The following is an 18,031-nucleotide window of genomic DNA, read 5'->3' on the forward strand; positions in this document are numbered from 1 at the left end:
TCTGTTTAGGGGGTGAGGGCGTCACTGCGCGGTGAGGTAGAGGTCTTTCGAGTAGACCACGTCTTGCGGGTTCTGATAGGGATAGCCCTTGATACTGGGCTTGAGTAGCCGTGACTTGACGTAGAAGTAGACGGGGGCGATGGGAGCCTCGTCATCGATCAGTGCCTCGGCCTGCTGATAGAGCTGGTTGCGCTCGGCCGGATCCTTGGAGTCATGGGCCTTGGCCAGCAGGGCATCATACTGCTTGTTGAACCACTTGCCGCTGTTGGCGCTGCTGCTGGAGGTCATGATGTCGAGGAAGGTCGAAGCATCGTTGTAATCCCCGTTCCAGGAGTAGCGGCTGACGCCGAAATCCCCCTCATTGAGCGCGGACACCATGGTTTTCCACTCCATGTTGTTGAGCTTGGCGCTGACTCCCAGGTTGTGCTTCCACATGGAGGAGATGGCCAAAGCTATCTTCTTGTGGCTCTCGTTGGTGTTATAGAGGATATCCACATCCAGCGGCTTGTCCGGGCCGTAGCCCGCCTCGCTCAGCAGCGCTTTCGCCTGTTTGATGCGCTCCTCCTTGCTCAGCAACTGGCTGACTGGGCGCTTGAGCTCGAAGCCGTCCACGCTCGGCGGGGTCAGGCTGAAAGCGGAGAGTTGACCTTGCCCCAGGATCTTCTCGGTGATGGTGTCCCTGTCGATGGCAAGCGACAGCGCCTTGCGCACTTTCGGGTCGTCGAATGGTTTGCGCTGGGTGTTGAACACATAGTAATAGGTGGCGAGCATGGGCGCGTTGACCAGCTCTTCAGGGCTCTTGCTCTTGAGCTGTTTGTACTGCTCCAGCGGATAGGTAGTGTAGTGCAGTTCACCGGCGCGATAGCGGTTGTAGGCGGCGGTATCCGAGACTATCTCAAGATAGAGCACCTTGTTGAGCACTGTGTTCTGGTTATCCCAGTAGAGGGGATTGCGCTCGGCGATGAGCCGCTCGTTGGGGGTCCACTCCTTGAGCACAAAGGCGCCGTTGGAGACGATGTTGCCTGGCTTGACCCACTCATGCCCGAACTTCTCTATGGTCGCCTTCGGCGCCGGGAAGGTGGTGTAGTGAGAGAGGGTTTTGAGGAAGAAGGGCACCGGGTTCGTTAATGTGATCTGCAGGGTATGAGCATCGATCGCCTTGATGCCCAGCGTATCCGGACTCTGCTTGCCCTGTACCACCTCACTGGCGTTGGTGACGCCGGTCAGCTCGATGAACCAGGCATAGTTGGAGGCATTCTTGGGATCCGCCGCCCGCTGCCAGCCATAGACATAATCGGCCGCCGTTACCGGCTCGCCGTTGGACCATTTGGCATCGGGCCTCAGCTTGAAGGTGTAGACGGTGCCCGTGCTGTCGAGCTCGTAGCCAAGTGCGCCGGCAGGTTGCAGTTTACCCTTGCCATCCAGGGTGTAGAGCCCCTCGAACAGGTCGTTGACGATATCGCTGCCCGCGCTCTCTTCCACCATCTGGGGATCGATGGAGGCGGGTTCCGTATTGATGTTGCGAATGAAGGTTTGCTGCTCCGCAGGTAGCAGCTGGGTACCGGCAGGTACCTGGGCCGCCATGATGGGGAGTGCGAACAGGGCAGCAACCGTGCCGGCAATGAGAGTCCTTTTCATTGAATATCCTTATGTTTTTTTGCTTCCAACGCCTGGCCAGTGTGCGGGATCGATCTGGAGATCTCAAGAGGAGGGCACTGACCTTGCCGTCAGCTACCCAGATAGGGGGGCCAAGTGGGCCGTTGCACCCACCATGGCGGCCTGTTCGTGACTTTGCATCACGAATTAACATGGTGAAAGTTACCGATTGACACCGGTTTAAGCGTGTTTTTGTGGGGTCTGGAGGGCCATGATGCGCATTTATCCAGCGGCTTAATTCGCTGCAAAAACAAAAAACAAACGTTACATTAGGTTACAAAACAAGGCTGCCGAGGATCGGCACTTTTTTTGTCGATGCGTGCAAACGTTTTCAAAGCCAACGGAAACGATCTTAAAGGAACAATAATGCGAAACATGATCACCATGGGCGAGTTCATCGTCAAAAAACAGGCGGATTATCCCACCGCGACCGGGGAGTTGACCTCGTTGCTCAGTTCCATCCGTCTGGCCGCCAAAGTGGTGAACCGGGAGATCAACAAGGCGGGGCTGGCAGATATCATTGGCTCCATGGGCGCTGAGAACGTGCAGGGCGAGGTACAGCAGAAGCTGGATGTGTACGCCAACGAGCGTTTCAAGGCGGCGCTGGAGGCGCGCGGCGAAGTGTGTGGCATGGCGTCTGAAGAGGAGGAGGATTTCGTCTCCTTCGATTCCGAGCTCTCCCGTCACTCCAAATACGTGGTGCTGATCGATCCCCTCGACGGCTCGTCCAACATCGATGTCAACGTCTCGGTCGGTACCATCTTCTCCATCTACCGCCGCGTCAGCACGTCCGGTGCCGGTGTCACCCTGGAAGACTTCCTGCAGCCGGGCAACCGTCAGGTCGCTGCCGGTTACGTGGTCTACGGCTCCTCCACCATGCTGGTCTACACCACCGGCTTTGGTGTCAACGGCTTTACCTACGACCCGTCCATTGGCTGCTTCTGCCTCTCCCACGAGAACATCCGCATCCCGGAGGAGGGCAAGATCTATTCCATCAACGAGGGCAACTACATCAAGTTCCCGGACGGGGTGAAGAAGTACCTCAAATATTGCCAGGAGCGGGACGAGGCGACCCACAGACCCTACACCTCCCGTTACATCGGCTCTCTGGTCTCCGATTTCCATCGCAATCTGCTCAAGGGCGGCATCTACATCTATCCGTCCGGTACCAACTCCCCGAACGGCAAGCTGCGCCTGCTCTATGAGTGCAATCCCATGGCGTTTCTGGTGGAGCAAGCCGGTGGTAAGGCCTCAGACGGATTTGGCCGCATCATGGACATCCAGCCCACCGCACTGCATCAGCGCACCCCTTACTTCGTCGGTTCCACCAAGATGGTGGAGCGGGCCGAGGCCTTTATGCGGGAGTTTTCCGCCCATGAGGATCCTGCCAATCAGGGTTAATACCCGGATGTTGTGCCTGCGATGAGCAGATAAAAAACGGGAGCCGAATTGGCTCCCGTTTTGTTTGAGTGAGGTCACTCGTCTCAGTGACTGGTATGGCTGGCAAGATCCGCCAGCAAGCCATCCACCAGTTTCAGGCGCATGGCCCGGTCCGGGGTCGGCACCTGGAAGCGCAAGCGGGTCGGCCCGTCCATCTTGTAGATGCGCGGCTGCTCGGAGAGCAACTTGACCAGATAGCCAGGGTTGACGCGGGTCTCCTGGGTGAAGTCCAGGTAACCGCCGCGCTCGCTCATCTCCACCCGGCGAATGCCCAGCGCAGTGGCGCGCTGGCGGAAGGCGGCCAGCTCCAGCAGGGTTTTGGTCGCCTCCGGCAGCAGGCCAAAGCGGTCGATCAGCTCCACCTTCAGCTCGCGCAGCTCCTGCTCATCGGCCGCGCTGGCGATGCGCTTGTACATGGAGAGGCGCATGTTGACGTCCGGTATGTAGTCGTCCGGCAAGAGTGCGGGCAGGCGCAGCTCCACTTCGGTGTGCTGGCTCATCAGCTGCTCCAGCGACGGCTCCTTGCCATTTTTCAGCGCCTCGACCGCCTGCTCCAGCATCTCCATGTAAAGGGTGAAGCCGACCGATTCGATCTGGCCGCTCTGATCGTCGCCCAGCAACTCGCCGGCACCCCGGATCTCCAGATCGTGGGTCGCCAGCGCAAAGCCGGCGCCAAGATCCTCGAGCGAGGCGATGGCTTCAAGCCGCTTGACCGCATCCTTGCTCATCAGCTTGGGATGGGGGGTGAGCAGGTAGGCATAGGCCTGGTGATGGGAGCGGCCAACCCGGCCCCGTAACTGGTGCAACTGGGCCAGCCCCAGATGATCGGCGCGGTCCATGATGATGGTGTTGGCACTCGGCACGTCTATGCCGGTCTCTATGATGGTGGTGCAGACCAGCAGGCTGAAGCGCTGGTGGTAGAAGTCCGACATGACACGCTCAAGATCGCGCTCGCGCATCTGACCGTGAGCGATGCCGATGCGCGCCTCGGGCACCAGCTCGGCGAGATCGCTGGCGCATTTCTCGATGCTCTCCACGTCGTTGTGCAGGTAGTAGACCTGACCGCCACGCTTGAGTTCACGCAGCACCGCCTCGCGGGTGACCGCAGGCTCCTGCTGGCGCACGAAGGTCTTGATGGCGAGCCGTTTGGCGGGCGGGGTGGCGATGATGGAGAGATCCCGCATGCCAGCCATCGCCATGTTGAGGGTGCGCGGGATCGGCGTCGCTGTGAGGGTCAGGATATCCACGTCGGCCCGCAGCGCCTTGATCTTCTCCTTCTGGCGTACCCCGAATCTGTGCTCCTCATCGACCACCAGCAGCCCCAGATCCTTGAAGGTGAGCTCTGAGCCCAAGAGCTTGTGGGTGCCGATGATGATGTCCACCTTGCCCTCGCGCAGCTCTTTCATGACGGCATTCTGCTCCTTGGCGGAGCGGAAGCGGCTCAGCACCTCGACTCGCACCGGCCAGTTGGCAAAGCGATCGCGGAAGTTGTCGTAGTGCTGCTGGGCCAGCAAGGTGGTCGGCACCAGCACCGCCACCTGCTTGCCGCCATGGACCGCCACGAAGGCGGCGCGCATCGCCACCTCGGTCTTGCCAAAGCCCACGTCGCCGCACACCAGCCGATCCATGCTCTTGGCCTGACACATGTCCCCCAACACAGCGTTGATGGCATTGAGCTGATCTTCTGTCTCCTCGAACGGGAAACCGGCGGCAAACTGGCGGTAAGCCTCCCTGTCGTGCTGGAAGGCAAAACCGTGACGGGCTGCCCGCAGGGCGTACACATCCAGCAGCTCGGCCGCCACGTCGCGCACCTTCTCCGCCGCCTTGCGCCGCGCCTTGACCCAAGCCTCACCGCCCAGCTTGTGGCTGGGCGGATTGTCGGAGCCGGTGTAGCGGCTGATGAGGTGCAGGCTGGTAACCGGCACAAACAGCTTGTCACCACCGGCATACTCCAGGGTCAGGAACTCGGTGGGCAGGCCGCCGGCATCGATGGTTTCAAGCCCGAGATAGCGGCCGACCCCGTGATCCAGGTGCACCACCGGCTGGCCCTGGGTCAGCTCGCCGAGGTTGCGGATCACCGCATCTGAGCTTAGGTTCTTGCTCTTCTCCCGCTGGCGTTTGCTGCGTACCTTGCCCCCCAGCAGCTCGGTCTCAGTGATAAGGGCGAGTGCGTCCTTGCCGCTCTCCTGCAGAAGGAAGCCCCGCTCCAGCGGCGCCACCAGCAGGCCGTGGCGCGCCTTGCTCGCCATGAAGGCCTCGAGGGAGGAGAACTCCTTGGGCTGCAGGGCGATGCGCGCCAGCAGATCGCCGAGCACCTCGCGTCGCCCTTCTGATTCCACCGCAAACAGGGTGCGGCCCGTGAAGCTGTCCAGGAACTGGCCCAGCGCCAGCATGGGTTGCTCCTTGCTGTGATCGAGCTGCAGCTCAGGCAGGAGGGCGATGGGGAGATCCCACTGGCCGGCCCCGCCGTCGGTGGCAGCCTCCTGCAACCGTACGGCGCCATAGTGGCCGAGCGCCGCAAACAGCTGCTCCACCGGCAGGTAGATCTGTTGAGGGGGCAGCAGCGGGCGCGTGTTGTCCCAACGTCTGTCCTCATAGCGCTGGCCTATGTCATTCCAGAACCGCTGGGCCGCGGGATAGATCTCCCCTACTGTGAGCAGCAAGGTGTTGTCCGGCAGATAATCGAACAGGCTGGCTGTCTGGTTGAAGAAGAGCGGCAGATAGTATTCGATGCCCGCGGGCCAGCGCCCCTTGCTCACCTCCTGATAGACGGAGCCCTCGGCGCGCGACAGCTCGAACTGTTCGCGAAATTGGCCACGGAACAGCTCGATGGCCGCCTCGTCGGTGGGAAACTCCCGGGCCGGCAGCAGGCTGACCGTCTTGACGGGGTCGCTGGATCGCTGGGTCTCGGGATCAAACGGGCGTATGGAGTCCACCTCGTCATCGAAGAAGTCGATGCGATAGGGGCTGTTGCTGCCCATGGGGAACAAGTCGAGCAGTGAGCCACGGGCGGCAAATTCTCCGTGCTCCAGCACCTGCTCCACCGCCACGTAGCCGGCTTCGGCCAGGCGTCCCCGCAACTGTTGCAGGTTGAGACGCTGGCCGGCCTTCACCATCAGGCTGTACTTGTCGAGATAGGCCCGGGGGGCACAGCGCAGCATCAGGGTGGAGATGGGCACGATCAGCACGCCGTTGCTCATCTGCGGCAGCTTGTAGAGGGTCTCGAGGCGCTGGGAAATGATGTCCTGATGGGGGGAGAAGGTGTCGTAGGGCAGCGTCTCCCAGTCCGGGAACATCAGCACAGGCGAGCCCTGCTCTGCCAACAGGAACTGAAGCTCCTGCTCGAGGCGCAGGGCACTCGGGGTATCGGCGGTCACCAGCAGGACGGGGCGGTTGGCCTCCTGGGTGAGGCGGGCGGCAACCAGCGAGAGGCTGCTGCCTGTCAACTGGCCGAGCGTTAATTTTTGGCCCGCCTTGGCGGGCAAGGCGGGAAGCTTCATTGGCATCATTCGATTCTTTTAACGTTGGCGGTCTTGAGCACGAAGTTTGAGTTGCTTGGATTGCACATGCAGGCTGGCACGCACCAGCAGTTCGCGGTCATCCTCGCGGATCCTCACATAGTCGAGCAGCACGTGGATGCCGTGTTCGCTCGGTTCCAGCTGCTTGACCTGGGCATAACAGTAAATGGCGGAGGCCTCTTCCCGCAGGAATATCTTGAGCCGCACTATCTGGTGCAGGTGCGGCGGCTCGCCATGGCCCTGGTGCGGATGCAGGTAAGTGAGCTGGCCGGCGCTAAAGCGCAGCGTGTGGAAACGATGCTCGGGGTGATCCTGCACCGACAGCACATAGCCCATGATCATGTCGATCTTGCGGGACTGCTGATTGACTATCTCCACCAGGTCGTGCATCGACTCGTTCTGGTTGCGCATCAGGCGACTGGTCACTATGTCGATGGAGGTGATGGAGGAGGCGATGCGAAAGGGTTCGGGCAGTTCGGCTTCCAGTGCCTCCAGCGTCGGCAGATGAAAGTCACCGGGCATGGGGATCACATTGACCGGGGTGGCATGGGTGACGCTGAAGAACTGTTCCTGCATGGAGGCTATCCCTTGTTGTCATAGACGGTTTCCCTTTATTATCCGGTATCTTATTTTGTTGGCAACGTAGATATCCTTGAAGACTGGACTTTTTCAGCCACTGTCGCTGGCCATTGGCCTTCGTTACGCAGGCTCACGACGCAGTAACCGCTTCGTTTCATTCATCTCCCTGTTTTCCACCTTTGGTATCGCCATCGGGGTTGCGGCCCTGATGGTGGTCATCTCTGTGATGAACGGCTTCGAGGGGCAGCTCAAGGGGCGCATCCTGGGGGTGATCCCCCATGTGGTGGTGACCAATCAGGCTGGCCGTATCGACGCCCAGCCCGCAGGTTTACCCGATCTGGCCAACTTGCCCCATGTGATTGCCAGCGCCCCCATGCTCGACAGCGAAGGCATGTTGCAGAGCCCGGGTCAGCTCACTGGCGTCAGCGTGCAGGGCATAGACCCGGCCCTGTGGCCAAAGGAGGACATATTGCACGCCCAGATGCAGATGGGACGCCTCGACAGTCTGCAGCGCGGTGACTATCACATAGTGCTGGGGCAGGGGGTGGCCAATCGCCTCCAGGTCTCCATGGGCGATCAGGTTCGTCTGATCCTGACCGAAGGTACCCGTTTCACCCCCTTTGGCCGGGTGCCGGCCCAGCGGCTGTTTACCGTCTCCGGGATCTTCGGGGTGGGTGCCGACGTGGACAGCCAGGTCGCGCTGATCGCGCTGGGGGATGCCCAGCGCCTGCTGCGCCTGCCGACAGAAACCGTCGGCGGCATTCGACTCTGGCTGAATGACCCCTTCGCCGCCGACCAGGTGATAAAGACGACGCTGCCAGATGGACTGGAGTGGCAGGACTGGCGCCGCGAGCGCGGCGATCTGTTCCAGGCGGTTGCCATGGAGAAGCGTATGATGGGGCTCATGCTGGTGCTGATCATCGCGGTCGCCACCTTCAACATCCTCTCTGCCCTGGTGATGGTGGTCACCGACAAGGAGGGGGAGGTGGCCATTTTGCGCACCATGGGCATGAACGAGGCAGGGATAGTCAAGATCTTCATGGTGCTCGGCGCCTCCAGCGGTGTGATTGGTGCCCTGCTCGGTGGTCTGGTCGGGCTCGGCCTCTCTCTGGGTCTTAACCCCCTGCTCGATGCGGTGGGGCTCAACCTCTACATGACGGCCGGTGGCAGCGGCCTGCCGGTGATCGTGGAGCCGGCCCAGGTCATCACCATCTTGCTGGGGGCCGTGCTGCTCAGCTTCAGCGCCACCCTCTATCCTGCGGCCCGTGCGGCGCGGGTGAAACCGGCCGAGGCGCTGCGTTATGAATAATTCATCTTATATTGTTACATCTGGCGTTAGTGGAGCCCCGTTTATGAATGACCCCTTCTCCTGTGAACCTCTGCTGCGTTGTCAGGCACTGAATCATGTCTATAAAGAGGGCGAGCTGGAGACCCAGGTGCTCAAGGGAATCGACTTGTCCGTCGCCCCCGGCGAAATGCTGGCGGTGGTGGGCAGCTCGGGCTCGGGCAAGACCACCCTGCTGCACCTGATGGGGGCGCTGGACAATCCGTCGAGCGGCGTTGTGCTGTTCAAGGGGCAGGATATCCATCATTGGGACAGTCGCACCCAGGCCAAATTCCGCAACCAGGAGCTAGGGTTCGTCTACCAGTTCCACCACCTGCTCGCCGAGTTCACCGCACTGGAGAACACAGCCATGCCGCTGCTGATCGCCGGCGAGTCGGTGGCCAGTGCCACCGACAAGGCGACTCGCATGCTGGGGCGGGTGGGGCTCTCCCATCGCCTCAATCACAGACCCTCCGAGCTCTCCGGTGGCGAACGCCAACGGGTGGCCATCGCCCGTGCCCTGGTCAATGAGCCGAGCCTGGTGCTGGCGGACGAGCCCACCGGCAACCTGGATCACGCCAGTGCCACCGCCGTCTACGAGCTCTTGTGCGAGCTCAACCGCGAGCTGGGTACGGCGTTTGTGGTGGTCACCCATGATCTCAGCCTGGCTGCCAAGCTCCATCGGCGGGTGACCCTGGTGAGCGGCATCATGGCGGAGGTTGCCTGATGTTCAAACCGCTGCCCCTCTTTCTGGGCCTGCGTTACAGCCGCTCCCGTCGTCGCAACGGCTTCATTGCCTTTATTTCCGCCTCCTCCCTCATCGGCATCGCCCTGGGGGTGATGGCGCTCATTCTGGGTTTGTCTGCCATGAACGGGTTCGAGCGGGAGCTGAAAGACAGAGTGCTCTCCGTGGTGCCTCATGGCGAGCTGATGGGGATGGAGGCGCCGCTGCCCGACTGGCCCACGTTGCGCGACTACCTGCTGGCCCAGCCCGGCGTGGAAGCCGCCGCGCCCGTTATCCGGCTTGATGGGCTGCTGGAGCACGGCAATGCCCTCAAGGGATTGCAGGTACGCGCTGTGCTGCCCGAGCTCGAAGCCAATTTGTCCGAAGCGGGCAAGTACATGACGGGGCGCGGTCTGCGCGAGTTGCAGGCGGGTGAGCACGGGCTCATTCTCGGCAAGACCATCGCCGACAAGCTGGGGGTCACCATCGGGGATACGGTCGCGCTCTTGCTGCCTCAGGCGGGCGATGCATCCGCCATCAAGAACCCGAAACGCGAATCCCTCAAGGTGGTGGGATTGCTCGAGATCGGTGGCCAATTAGACGGTGTGCTCGGCTTTATGCACCTGGCCGATGCCCAGGCCATCACCGGCATGGGCAGTGCGGTGGAGGGCTTCAGCCTCAAAGTCACGAACGTGCTCAAGGCGCAGTCCATCACGGTGGCCGCCGCCCAGAAATTCCCGCACTACGTCTACATCAGTAGCTGGATGAGCCGCCAGGGGTATCTCTATCAGGACATCCAGATGGTGCGTACCGTCATGTACGTGGTGATGCTGATGGTAGTGGCGGTGGCCTGCTTCAACATCGTCTCCACCCTGGTGATGGCGGTGAACGAGAAGCGCAGCGAAATTGCCATCTTGAAGACTATGGGGGCTAGCCCAGGCCAGATCCGGCTCACCTTCGTCATTCAGGGCATGGTAAACGGTGTGATGGGGGCGCTGCTCGGTGCCCTGCTCGGCGGTCTGCTCTCCAGCAAGCTGACCCAGATCCTGAGCTTCATTGAAGGGGTGATCGGCCACCGGTTCCTCAACCCTGACATCTATTTCATCGACTTCCTGCCCACCGAATTGCATCTGCAGGATCTGTTGATCGTGACCGGAGCGGCCATACTGATGAGCCTGTTGGCGACGCTTTATCCCGCCTGGCGGGCGAGCGGACTGGTGCCATCCCGCGAGCTGGGTCACTGATGCGCGGCATCTGAGCCGCCGATAAAGAACGAAGGGCCCGCCGGTGCAAACCGGCGGGCCCTTCTGTTTTCAGGTCGTGTGGCGTGGCTTAGTGCGCGTTCAGCTCATCGAGCGGTAGCGAGAAGCTGGCCACGAAGACGTCGATGAAGTAGCGCATCTGCGGGCTCATCCGTGCTTCCAGCATCCCCTCCAGCCGTTTGCGGGCCGGTTCGAACTCCCGGTTGCCGACGCTTAACTCCTCCAGACACTTGGTGTAGGCGCAGAGGGTATCGGCATCCTTCACCAGTCGGGCCAGTTCGGCATCCTGCGCGCCCGAGTCCAGCAGGGGGCGAAAATCCTCCATCAGTTCCGGTGGCAGCATAGCGAGCAAACGCTGCTCGGCGGCCAGCTCTATCTTCTTGTACTCCCGGGCAATTTCGGGATTGAAGTACTTGACCGGGGTTGGCAAATCGCCGGTCAGCACCTCGCTGCTGTCGTGATAGAGCGCCATCACAGCGGCGCGATCGGCGTCCACATTGCCACCGAACAGTCGATTGTGGATGAGCCCAAGGGCGTGGGCCACCATGGCCACTTGCAGGCTATGCTCGGCGATGTTTTCGGGTTGTATGTTGCGCATCAGTGGCCAGCGATAGATGAGTCTCATGCGGGCGAGATTGGCGAAAAAGTGGCTGGGAAGCATGGCTGGCCTCGGGCGGTAGCAATGAAAAAGGGCAGACTCTAGTCTGCCCTTTTTTTGCGGCGCAGGCAGCTTGCCTGTGCGATTTTCGTGGTACTCAGCGAATGTAGCGACCGGATTCGGCTTCGTGATTGGTCACCACCATCTGACCAATGGGGGCAAGGGCGATCAGCGCCAGCTTGAGGTGCTGGATACCAAACGGAATACCTATGATGGTCACGAAGCAGGCCAGCGCCGAGGCGATGTGGCCGATGGCCAGCCAGATCCCGAGCACCAGGAACCAGAGGATGTTGCCGATCAACCCCAGGGTGCCTGTGCCTATGTCACTCTGCCCTGTCATGCTCTTGCGGCTCACCGCCTGCTTGCCAAACGGGAAGAAGGTGAAGATGCCGATGACGAAGCAGGCACGACCCCAGGGGATCCCGATCAGCGAGACAAAGCAGAGCAGAGCTGCCAGCCACCAGGCCAGCCCCATGAAGACGCCCCCCAGTAGAAACCAGAGCAGGTTAAACAAGAAGCGGAAAAAGGCCATGTTGGTCACTCCAGACTCATAAATTTGGTTGTCACCATAGCGAGCAGCAGCCATGGACGCAATGGTTGATGTGATGGGGTGGACAATTTGGGTCGCAGTCCACGAACAGGGCGGCTTTTTCGCGGGAAATGAGCTGAAAAAGTAGGCCTTTGCGCGAAAAAAGGTGAGCAAGTGCAAATTCTTGTGTATCGCGCGCTTGAAGTCGGGCCAGGGCTTCCCCATATAAGAGTCAGATTTGCGCGAATTGTGCCTTCGGCCCCTCGTTGGGGGATGTGTGGCTCGACTCGACCAAAGTGCGCCGCTATAATGCCGCGTCATCTTTTCTCATCACAAAGACAGTCGTTGTCTTTATAAACAGGAAGACTCCGGGCTTTGCCCAGGGGCAATAAGGGTCAGCACACAGTGCTGAGTTGAACGAGGTAAAAGAATGCAAGTTTCTGTAGAGACAACCCAGGGTCTGGAACGCCGTCTTACCATCACTGTACCGGCTGCTACCGTTGACGCTGCCGTGCGTAAAGAATTGAATGGCCTGGCCAAAACCCGTCGCGTCGACGGTTTCCGTCCTGGCAAGGCGCCGGTTACCATCATCAAGAAGATGTTCGGTGCCATGGCTCACGCTCGCGTTGCTGATGAAATGATGCAGAGCAACTTCATCAAGGCCATCATCGAAAACAAATTGAGCCCCGTCGGTGCCCCGACCATGGACCCGAAAGAGATCCAGGAAGGTCAGGACTTCGTCTTCAGCGCCACTTTCGAAGTGTACCCCGAGTTTGAAGTGGCTGGCCTCGAGACCATCAAGGTCGAGAAGCCGGTTGCGACTGTCAAGGATGCGGATCTGGCCAACATGATCGACACCCTGCGCAAGCAGCACGCCACCTGGGCTGATGTTGATGCCGCCACTGCCGATGGCATGCGTGTGACCATGGACTTCATCGGTTCCATCGATGGTGATGAGTTCGACGGCGGCAAAGCCGAAGGCTTCAACCTGGTACTGGGTGCCGGCCGCATGATCCCTGGCTTCGAAGACGCCATCATGGGCAAGAAAGCAGGCGACGAGTTCACCATCGACGTGACCTTCCCGGCTGACTACCACGCTGAAAACCTGAAAGGCAAGGCGGCCAAGTTCGCTGCCAAGCTTAATAAGGTTGAAGAGCAGATCCTGCCTGAGCTGACCGAAGAGTTCGTCAAGCGTTTCGGCATCGAGAGCGGTAACGTTGAAGAGCTGAAAGCCGAAGTGCGCAAGAACATGGAGCGCGAACTGGCTCAAGCCCTGAAAAACAGCGTGAAAGAGCAAGTGCTGAACGGCCTGGTTGAAGTCAACCAGATCGATCTGCCGAAGGCTGCCGTTGCGCAGGAAGTTGACGCCCTGCGTCAGCAGGCCCTGCAGCGTTTCGGTGGTTTCCAGGGCGGCAACGCACCTGAGCTGCCGGCCGAGTTGTTCCAGGCCCAGGCCGAGCGTCGTGTTCGCGTAGGTCTGCTGCTGGGCGACGTGATCCGTACCAATGAGATCAAGGCTGACGATGCCCGCGTGACCAGCATCATCGAGTCCATGGCCACTGCCTACGAAGATCCGAAGGAAGTGATCGAGTACTACCAGAAGAATGAGCAAATGCTGAATGGCGTGCGCAATCTGGCGGTTGAAGATCAAGCCATCGACCTGATCCTGTCCAAGGCACAAGTGACCGAGAAAGAAGTTGCCTTTGACGAAGTGATCAATAAGTCCGGTGCCGCTGCCTAAGAACATTTGACTTAAGGTCAAGACTGTTAAGTATAATGGCTCGTGTGATCTCCACTCGGGCCATTTTATTTTAGGGACAATGCCTTATGTACAAGAACTATAACGATGTGACTGAATCCCCACGCAATGCGCTCATCCCCATGGTGGTAGAGCAAACTGCAAAAGGGGAGCGTTCCTACGACATCTATTCTCGTCTGCTGAAGGAGCGGGTGATCTTCCTGACCGGTCAGGTCGAGGATCATATGGCGAATCTGGTGGTAGCCCAGTTACTGTTCCTGGAGTCAGAGAATCCTGATCAGGACATCAGCATCTACATCAACTCTCCGGGGGGTGCCGTCACGGCCGGCATGTCCATTTATGACACCATGCAGTTCATCAAGCCGGATGTCAGCACAGTTTGCATGGGGCAGGCCTGCTCCATGGGGGCCTTCCTGCTGGCCGGTGGTGCCAAGGGCAAGCGTTTCTGCCTGCCTAATGCCCGCGTGATGATCCATCAGCCGTTGGGCGGTTTCCAGGGCCAGGCATCTGATATCCAGATCCATGCCCAGGAGATCCTGAAGATCAAGAATACCCTGAACGAGCGTCTGGCCTTCCACACCGGGCAGGACATGGCCAACATAGAGCGTGATACCGACCGTGACAATTTCATGTCCGCCGATCAAGCCGTGGCTTATGGTCTGGTAGACGGTATCCTGAGCCAGCGCGGCTGAGCAGGGTGTCCCGGACTGTTGTAAACTCAACAGGACGATCCATCCTCTATTGATAAAACGAGGTTGCTGAATGACAGAAAAACGCAAGGGTGAGGGTGATAAGCTGCTCTACTGCTCTTTTTGCGGCAAAAGCCAGCATGAAGTGCGCAAGCTGATCGCTGGCCCTTCCGTCTACATATGTGATGAGTGTGTCGAGCTGTGCAACGACATCATCCGCGAAGAGATCCGCGAGATCTCTCCCAAGCGTGATGGTAGCGAGCTGCCGACCCCTCATGAAATCCGTGCTCACCTGGATGACTATGTGATCGGGCAGGAATATGCCAAGAAGGTGTTGGCCGTGGCCGTCTACAACCACTACAAGCGTCTGCGCAACAGCAGCGAAGCCGGTGGTGTGGAGTTGGGCAAGTCCAACATTCTGCTGATTGGCCCGACCGGTAGCGGCAAGACGCTGCTGGCCGAAACACTCGCTCGTCTGCTGGATGTGCCGTTTACCATGGCCGACGCCACCACTTTGACCGAAGCCGGTTATGTGGGCGAAGACGTGGAAAACATCATCCAGAAGCTGCTGCAAAAGTGTGACTACGACGTAGAGAAGGCCCAGCGTGGCATTGTCTACATTGATGAGATCGACAAGATCTCCCGCAAGTCAGACAACCCCTCGATTACCCGCGACGTGTCCGGGGAAGGTGTGCAGCAGGCCTTGCTCAAACTGATCGAAGGCACTATTGCTTCCGTCCCGCCGCAAGGTGGACGCAAGCACCCGCAGCAGGAGTTCTTGCAGGTTGACACCTCCAAGATCCTCTTCATCTGTGGTGGTGCCTTTGCCGGTCTGGACAAGGTCATTGAGCAGCGATCCGTCAAGGGCACCGGCATCGGTTTTGGCGCTGACGTCAAATCCAAGAATGCCAGAGCGACCCTGAGCGAAAACTTCGCCAAGGTGGAGCCGGAAGATCTGATCAAATACGGTCTGATCCCCGAGTTCATCGGTCGTCTGCCGGTGGTCGCGACCCTGACCGAGCTGGACGAGGCAGCCCTCATCCAGATCCTGAAAGAGCCGAAGAACGCGCTGACCAAGCAATATGCCGCGTTGTTTGATCTTGAAGGGGTGGAGCTGGAGTTCCGTGACGACGCCCTGAACGCCATCGCGCGCAAGGCGATGGAGCGGAAAACCGGTGCCCGTGGTCTGAGATCCATCGTGGAAGCCGTGTTGCTCGATACCATGTATGACCTGCCGTCCTTGGACGGTGTCAGCAAGGTGGTGATCGACGAGACGGTGATCAAAGGGGACTCCGCGCCCTTGATGATCTACGAAAATCCCGAGACCCAGGCCGCTGCATCAGAGTAACAGTCTGATTTTTAATCAAATGAAAGGGGCTTTTTGCCCCTTTCATGCTTTTTACGGTTTCGGCGATTGAATCTCATCTCTGCGCCCCCATATACTCAGCCAAGCGCTTTGCCAACGGTATAACAAGCCGAGAGGACATATATGAACCTAGAGCGTTCAGAACGCATCGAGATTCCCGTCCTGCCTCTTCGTGACGTGGTGGTTTACCCCCACATGGTCATTCCACTCTTTGTGGGGCGGGAAAAATCCATTCGCTGTCTGGAAGCGGCCATGGAGCAGGACAAAAAAGTTCTGCTGGTGGCCCAGAAGGATGCGTCAACCGATGAGCCAACGGTGGAGGAGATCTTCACCGTCGGGACTGTGGCCAATATTTTACAGATGCTCAAGCTGCCGGATGGCACCGTCAAGGTGCTGGTGGAGGGTGGCCAGCGTGCCCGTCTTGAGCGGATGATCGATGACAAGGACTTCTTCGTCGGTGAGGCGCAGTACATCGCCTCCACCGCTATCGACGAGAAGGACCAGGATGTGCTGGTACGCTCCGCCATCGGTCAGTTTGAAGGCTATATCAAGCTCAACAAGAAGATCCCGCCCGAGGTACTGACCTCGATTTCGGCGATCGACGATGCTGCACGTCTGGCCGATACCATGGCCGCGCACATGCCGCTCAAGCTCGAAGACAAGCAGAAGGTGCTGGAAATCGCCTCTGTGTCCGAGCGCATCGAGTTTCTGATGGCGATGATGGAGTCGGAGATTGACCTGCTGCAGGTCGAGAAACGCATCCGTACTCGCGTCAAGAAGCAGATGGAGAAGAGCCAGCGTGAGTATTACCTCAACGAGCAGATGAAGGCCATCCAGAAAGAGCTGGGTGAGCTGGAAGACAGCCCGGACGAGTTCGAAGCCCTCAATCGCAAGATTGAAGAGGCGGGGATGCCGGAGGAGGCCCGTGACAAGGCCCAGGCCGAGCTCTCCAAACTGAAGATGATGTCCCCCATGTCTGCCGAAGCCACCGTAGTGCGCAGCTACGTGGACTGGATGGTGCAGGTGCCGTGGAAGGCGCGCTCCAAGGTCAAGAAAGACCTTGGCAAGGCGCAAGAGGTGCTGGACGCGGATCACTTTGGCCTGGAGAAGGTCAAGGATCGCATCCTTGAGTATCTGGCAGTGCAGGCGCGGGTGAACAAGCTCAAGGGGCCCATCCTCTGTCTGGTCGGGCCTCCCGGTGTGGGCAAGACCTCGCTGGGCCAGTCCATCGCCAAGGCGACCGGTCGCAAGTACGTGCGCATGGCGCTGGGTGGGGTGCGTGACGAGGCGGAGATCCGTGGTCACCGTCGTACCTATATCGGTTCCATGCCCGGCAAGCTCATCCAGAAGATGGCGAAGGTTGGCGTGAAGAACCCGCTGTTCCTGCTCGATGAAATCGACAAGATGAGTTCGGACATGCGTGGCGATCCCGCTTCCGCTTTGCTGGAAGTGCTGGATCCGGAACAGAACAACAGCTTCAACGATCATTACTTGGAAGTGGATTATGACCTGTCGGACGTGATGTTCGTGGCCACGTCCAACTCCATGAACATCCCGGGTCCGTTGCTGGACCGGATGGAAGTGATCCGCCTCTCCGGTTACACCGAAGATGAGAAGCTCAACATTGCCAAGCAGCATCTGGTTGCCAAGCAGATCCAGCGCAACGGCCTGAAGGAGTCCGAGATCACCATCGAAGATTCTGCCCTGGTCGGGGTGATCCGCTACTACACCCGCGAGGCGGGGGTGCGGAATCTGGAGCGCGAGATCTCCAAGATTTGTCGTAAGGCGGTCAAGCGCATCCTGCTGGACAAGAGCATTAAGCATGTTCTGGTCAATCAGGCCAACCTCAAGGAGTTCCTCGGGGTGCAGCGTTTCGATTACGGCAAGGCCACCGATCAGAACCAGGTGGGTCAGGTATGTGGTCTGGCGTGGACCGAAGTGGGCGGCGATCTGCTCACCATCGAGACCACCAACATGCCGGGCAAGGGCAAGCTCACCTACACCGGCTCGCTCGGTGACGTGATGCAGGAGTCCATCCAGGCCGCCATGACGGTGGTGCGGGCCCGTGCCGAGAAGCTGCGCATCAATGCGGACTTCTACGAGAAGCGCGATATTCACGTGCACGTGCCGGAAGGGGCGACCCCGAAAGACGGTCCGAGCGCCGGTATCGCCATGTGTACCGCCCTGGTCTCCAGCTTGACCGGCAATCCGGTCCGTGCTGATGTGGCCATGACGGGGGAAATCACCTTGCGCGGCGAAGTCTTGCCCATCGGCGGTCTCAAAGAGAAGCTGCTGGCGGCGCATCGCGGTGGTATCAAGCGTGTGCTTATCCCGAAAGAGAACGAGCGTGATCTCGAAGAGATCCCGGACAACGTCAAACAAGACCTTGAAATCTATCCGGTTCGCTGGATTGACGAGGTGCTGGAACTGGCGTTGCAGGACAATCCGCAGGGGTTTGAGCGCGTTTCTGACGTGTAAATGTTGATGCGCCGCAAATTTGGCGCATTCGGGGGGTGGTTAAGGCTTG

The 18,031-nt window shown here is 59.5% G+C and carries 13 protein-coding genes; 8 read left to right on the forward strand and 5 right to left on the reverse strand.

Annotated elements, in window-relative coordinates; translation table 11 throughout:
- Positions 1 to 21: 21 nt before the first annotated feature.
- Entirely contained in the window at positions 22 to 1,638 is a 1,617-nt protein-coding gene (locus WJM78_RS09140; RefSeq protein ID WP_212512342.1) for a peptide ABC transporter substrate-binding protein, read from the reverse strand.
- A 384-nt stretch (positions 1,639 to 2,022) separates the two neighbouring features.
- On the opposite strand from WJM78_RS09140, the gene fbp reads away from it, so the two are divergent.
- Positions 2,023 to 3,057 (forward strand): class 1 fructose-bisphosphatase, encoded by a 1,035-nt coding sequence (gene fbp / locus WJM78_RS09145; RefSeq protein WP_339015249.1) that lies wholly within the window; start codon positions 2,023 to 2,025, stop codon positions 3,055 to 3,057.
- 83 nt (positions 3,058 to 3,140) lie between these two features.
- On the opposite strand, the gene mfd is transcribed toward fbp, so the two are convergent.
- Together mfd and WJM78_RS09155 are read right to left on the reverse strand one after the other, a co-directional pair.
- Entirely contained in the window at positions 3,141 to 6,605 is a 3,465-nt protein-coding gene (gene mfd, locus WJM78_RS09150) for a transcription-repair coupling factor (protein ID WP_339015251.1), read from the reverse strand.
- 9 nt (positions 6,606 to 6,614) lie between these two features.
- Entirely contained in the window at positions 6,615 to 7,190 is a 576-nt protein-coding gene (locus WJM78_RS09155) for a PilZ domain-containing protein (protein ID WP_108537994.1), read from the reverse strand.
- A 76-nt stretch (positions 7,191 to 7,266) separates the two neighbouring features.
- Here WJM78_RS09155 and WJM78_RS09160 point away from each other — a divergent pair, with 76 nt between their 5' ends.
- Genes WJM78_RS09160 through lolE form a run of 3 tightly spaced genes read left to right on the forward strand, consistent with a single transcriptional unit; the run spans position 7,267 to position 10,485 of the window.
- Positions 7,267 to 8,502 carry a lipoprotein-releasing ABC transporter permease subunit gene (locus WJM78_RS09160; RefSeq protein ID WP_339015255.1) on the forward strand — a complete coding sequence of 412 codons (1,236 nt, stop codon included), beginning with the start codon at positions 7,267 to 7,269 and terminating at the stop codon, positions 8,500 to 8,502.
- A 43-nt stretch (positions 8,503 to 8,545) separates the two neighbouring features.
- Entirely contained in the window at positions 8,546 to 9,244 is a 699-nt protein-coding gene (gene lolD / locus WJM78_RS09165) for a lipoprotein-releasing ABC transporter ATP-binding protein LolD (protein ID WP_339015257.1), read from the forward strand.
- The gene (gene lolE / locus WJM78_RS09170; RefSeq protein WP_042037409.1) at positions 9,244 to 10,485 is read left to right on the forward strand and encodes a lipoprotein-releasing ABC transporter permease subunit LolE; all 1,242 of its coding nucleotides are present in this window, start codon (positions 9,244 to 9,246) and stop codon (positions 10,483 to 10,485) included. Before lolD ends, lolE begins: the two co-directional genes overlap by 1 nt.
- Before the next feature lie 88 nt (positions 10,486 to 10,573).
- On the opposite strand, the gene yfbR is transcribed toward lolE, so the two are convergent.
- Both yfbR and WJM78_RS09180 read right to left on the reverse strand, forming a co-directional pair.
- The gene (gene yfbR, locus WJM78_RS09175) at positions 10,574 to 11,164 is read right to left on the reverse strand and encodes a 5'-deoxynucleotidase (protein ID WP_042037410.1); all 591 of its coding nucleotides are present in this window, start codon (positions 11,162 to 11,164) and stop codon (positions 10,574 to 10,576) included.
- 94 nt (positions 11,165 to 11,258) lie between these two features.
- Positions 11,259 to 11,693: a YccF domain-containing protein gene (locus WJM78_RS09180; RefSeq protein WP_339015260.1), complete on the reverse strand. Its 435-nt coding sequence runs from the start codon at positions 11,691 to 11,693 to the stop codon at positions 11,259 to 11,261.
- 427 nt (positions 11,694 to 12,120) lie between these two features.
- Between WJM78_RS09180 and tig the strand changes: the two genes are divergently transcribed.
- From tig to lon, 4 genes are all read left to right on the forward strand, one after another.
- Entirely contained in the window at positions 12,121 to 13,431 is a 1,311-nt protein-coding gene (tig, locus tag WJM78_RS09185) for a trigger factor (RefSeq protein ID WP_287147312.1), read from the forward strand.
- Between the two features lie 86 nt (positions 13,432 to 13,517).
- Positions 13,518 to 14,141: an ATP-dependent Clp endopeptidase proteolytic subunit ClpP gene (gene clpP, locus WJM78_RS09190; RefSeq protein ID WP_181364722.1), complete on the forward strand. Its 624-nt coding sequence runs from the start codon at positions 13,518 to 13,520 to the stop codon at positions 14,139 to 14,141.
- 70 nt (positions 14,142 to 14,211) lie between these two features.
- Complete coding sequence (gene clpX / locus WJM78_RS09195) at positions 14,212 to 15,486, forward strand: ATP-dependent protease ATP-binding subunit ClpX (protein WP_042037414.1); 1,275 nt, start codon at positions 14,212 to 14,214, stop codon at positions 15,484 to 15,486.
- A 141-nt stretch (positions 15,487 to 15,627) separates the two neighbouring features.
- Complete coding sequence (lon, locus tag WJM78_RS09200; protein ID WP_339015264.1) at positions 15,628 to 17,982, forward strand: endopeptidase La; 2,355 nt, start codon at positions 15,628 to 15,630, stop codon at positions 17,980 to 17,982.
- Positions 17,983 to 18,031 lie beyond the last annotated feature (49 nt).

It is taken from the genome of Aeromonas popoffii, from assembly GCF_037818705.1.
GTDB lineage: Bacteria > Pseudomonadota > Gammaproteobacteria > Enterobacterales > Aeromonadaceae > Aeromonas > Aeromonas popoffii.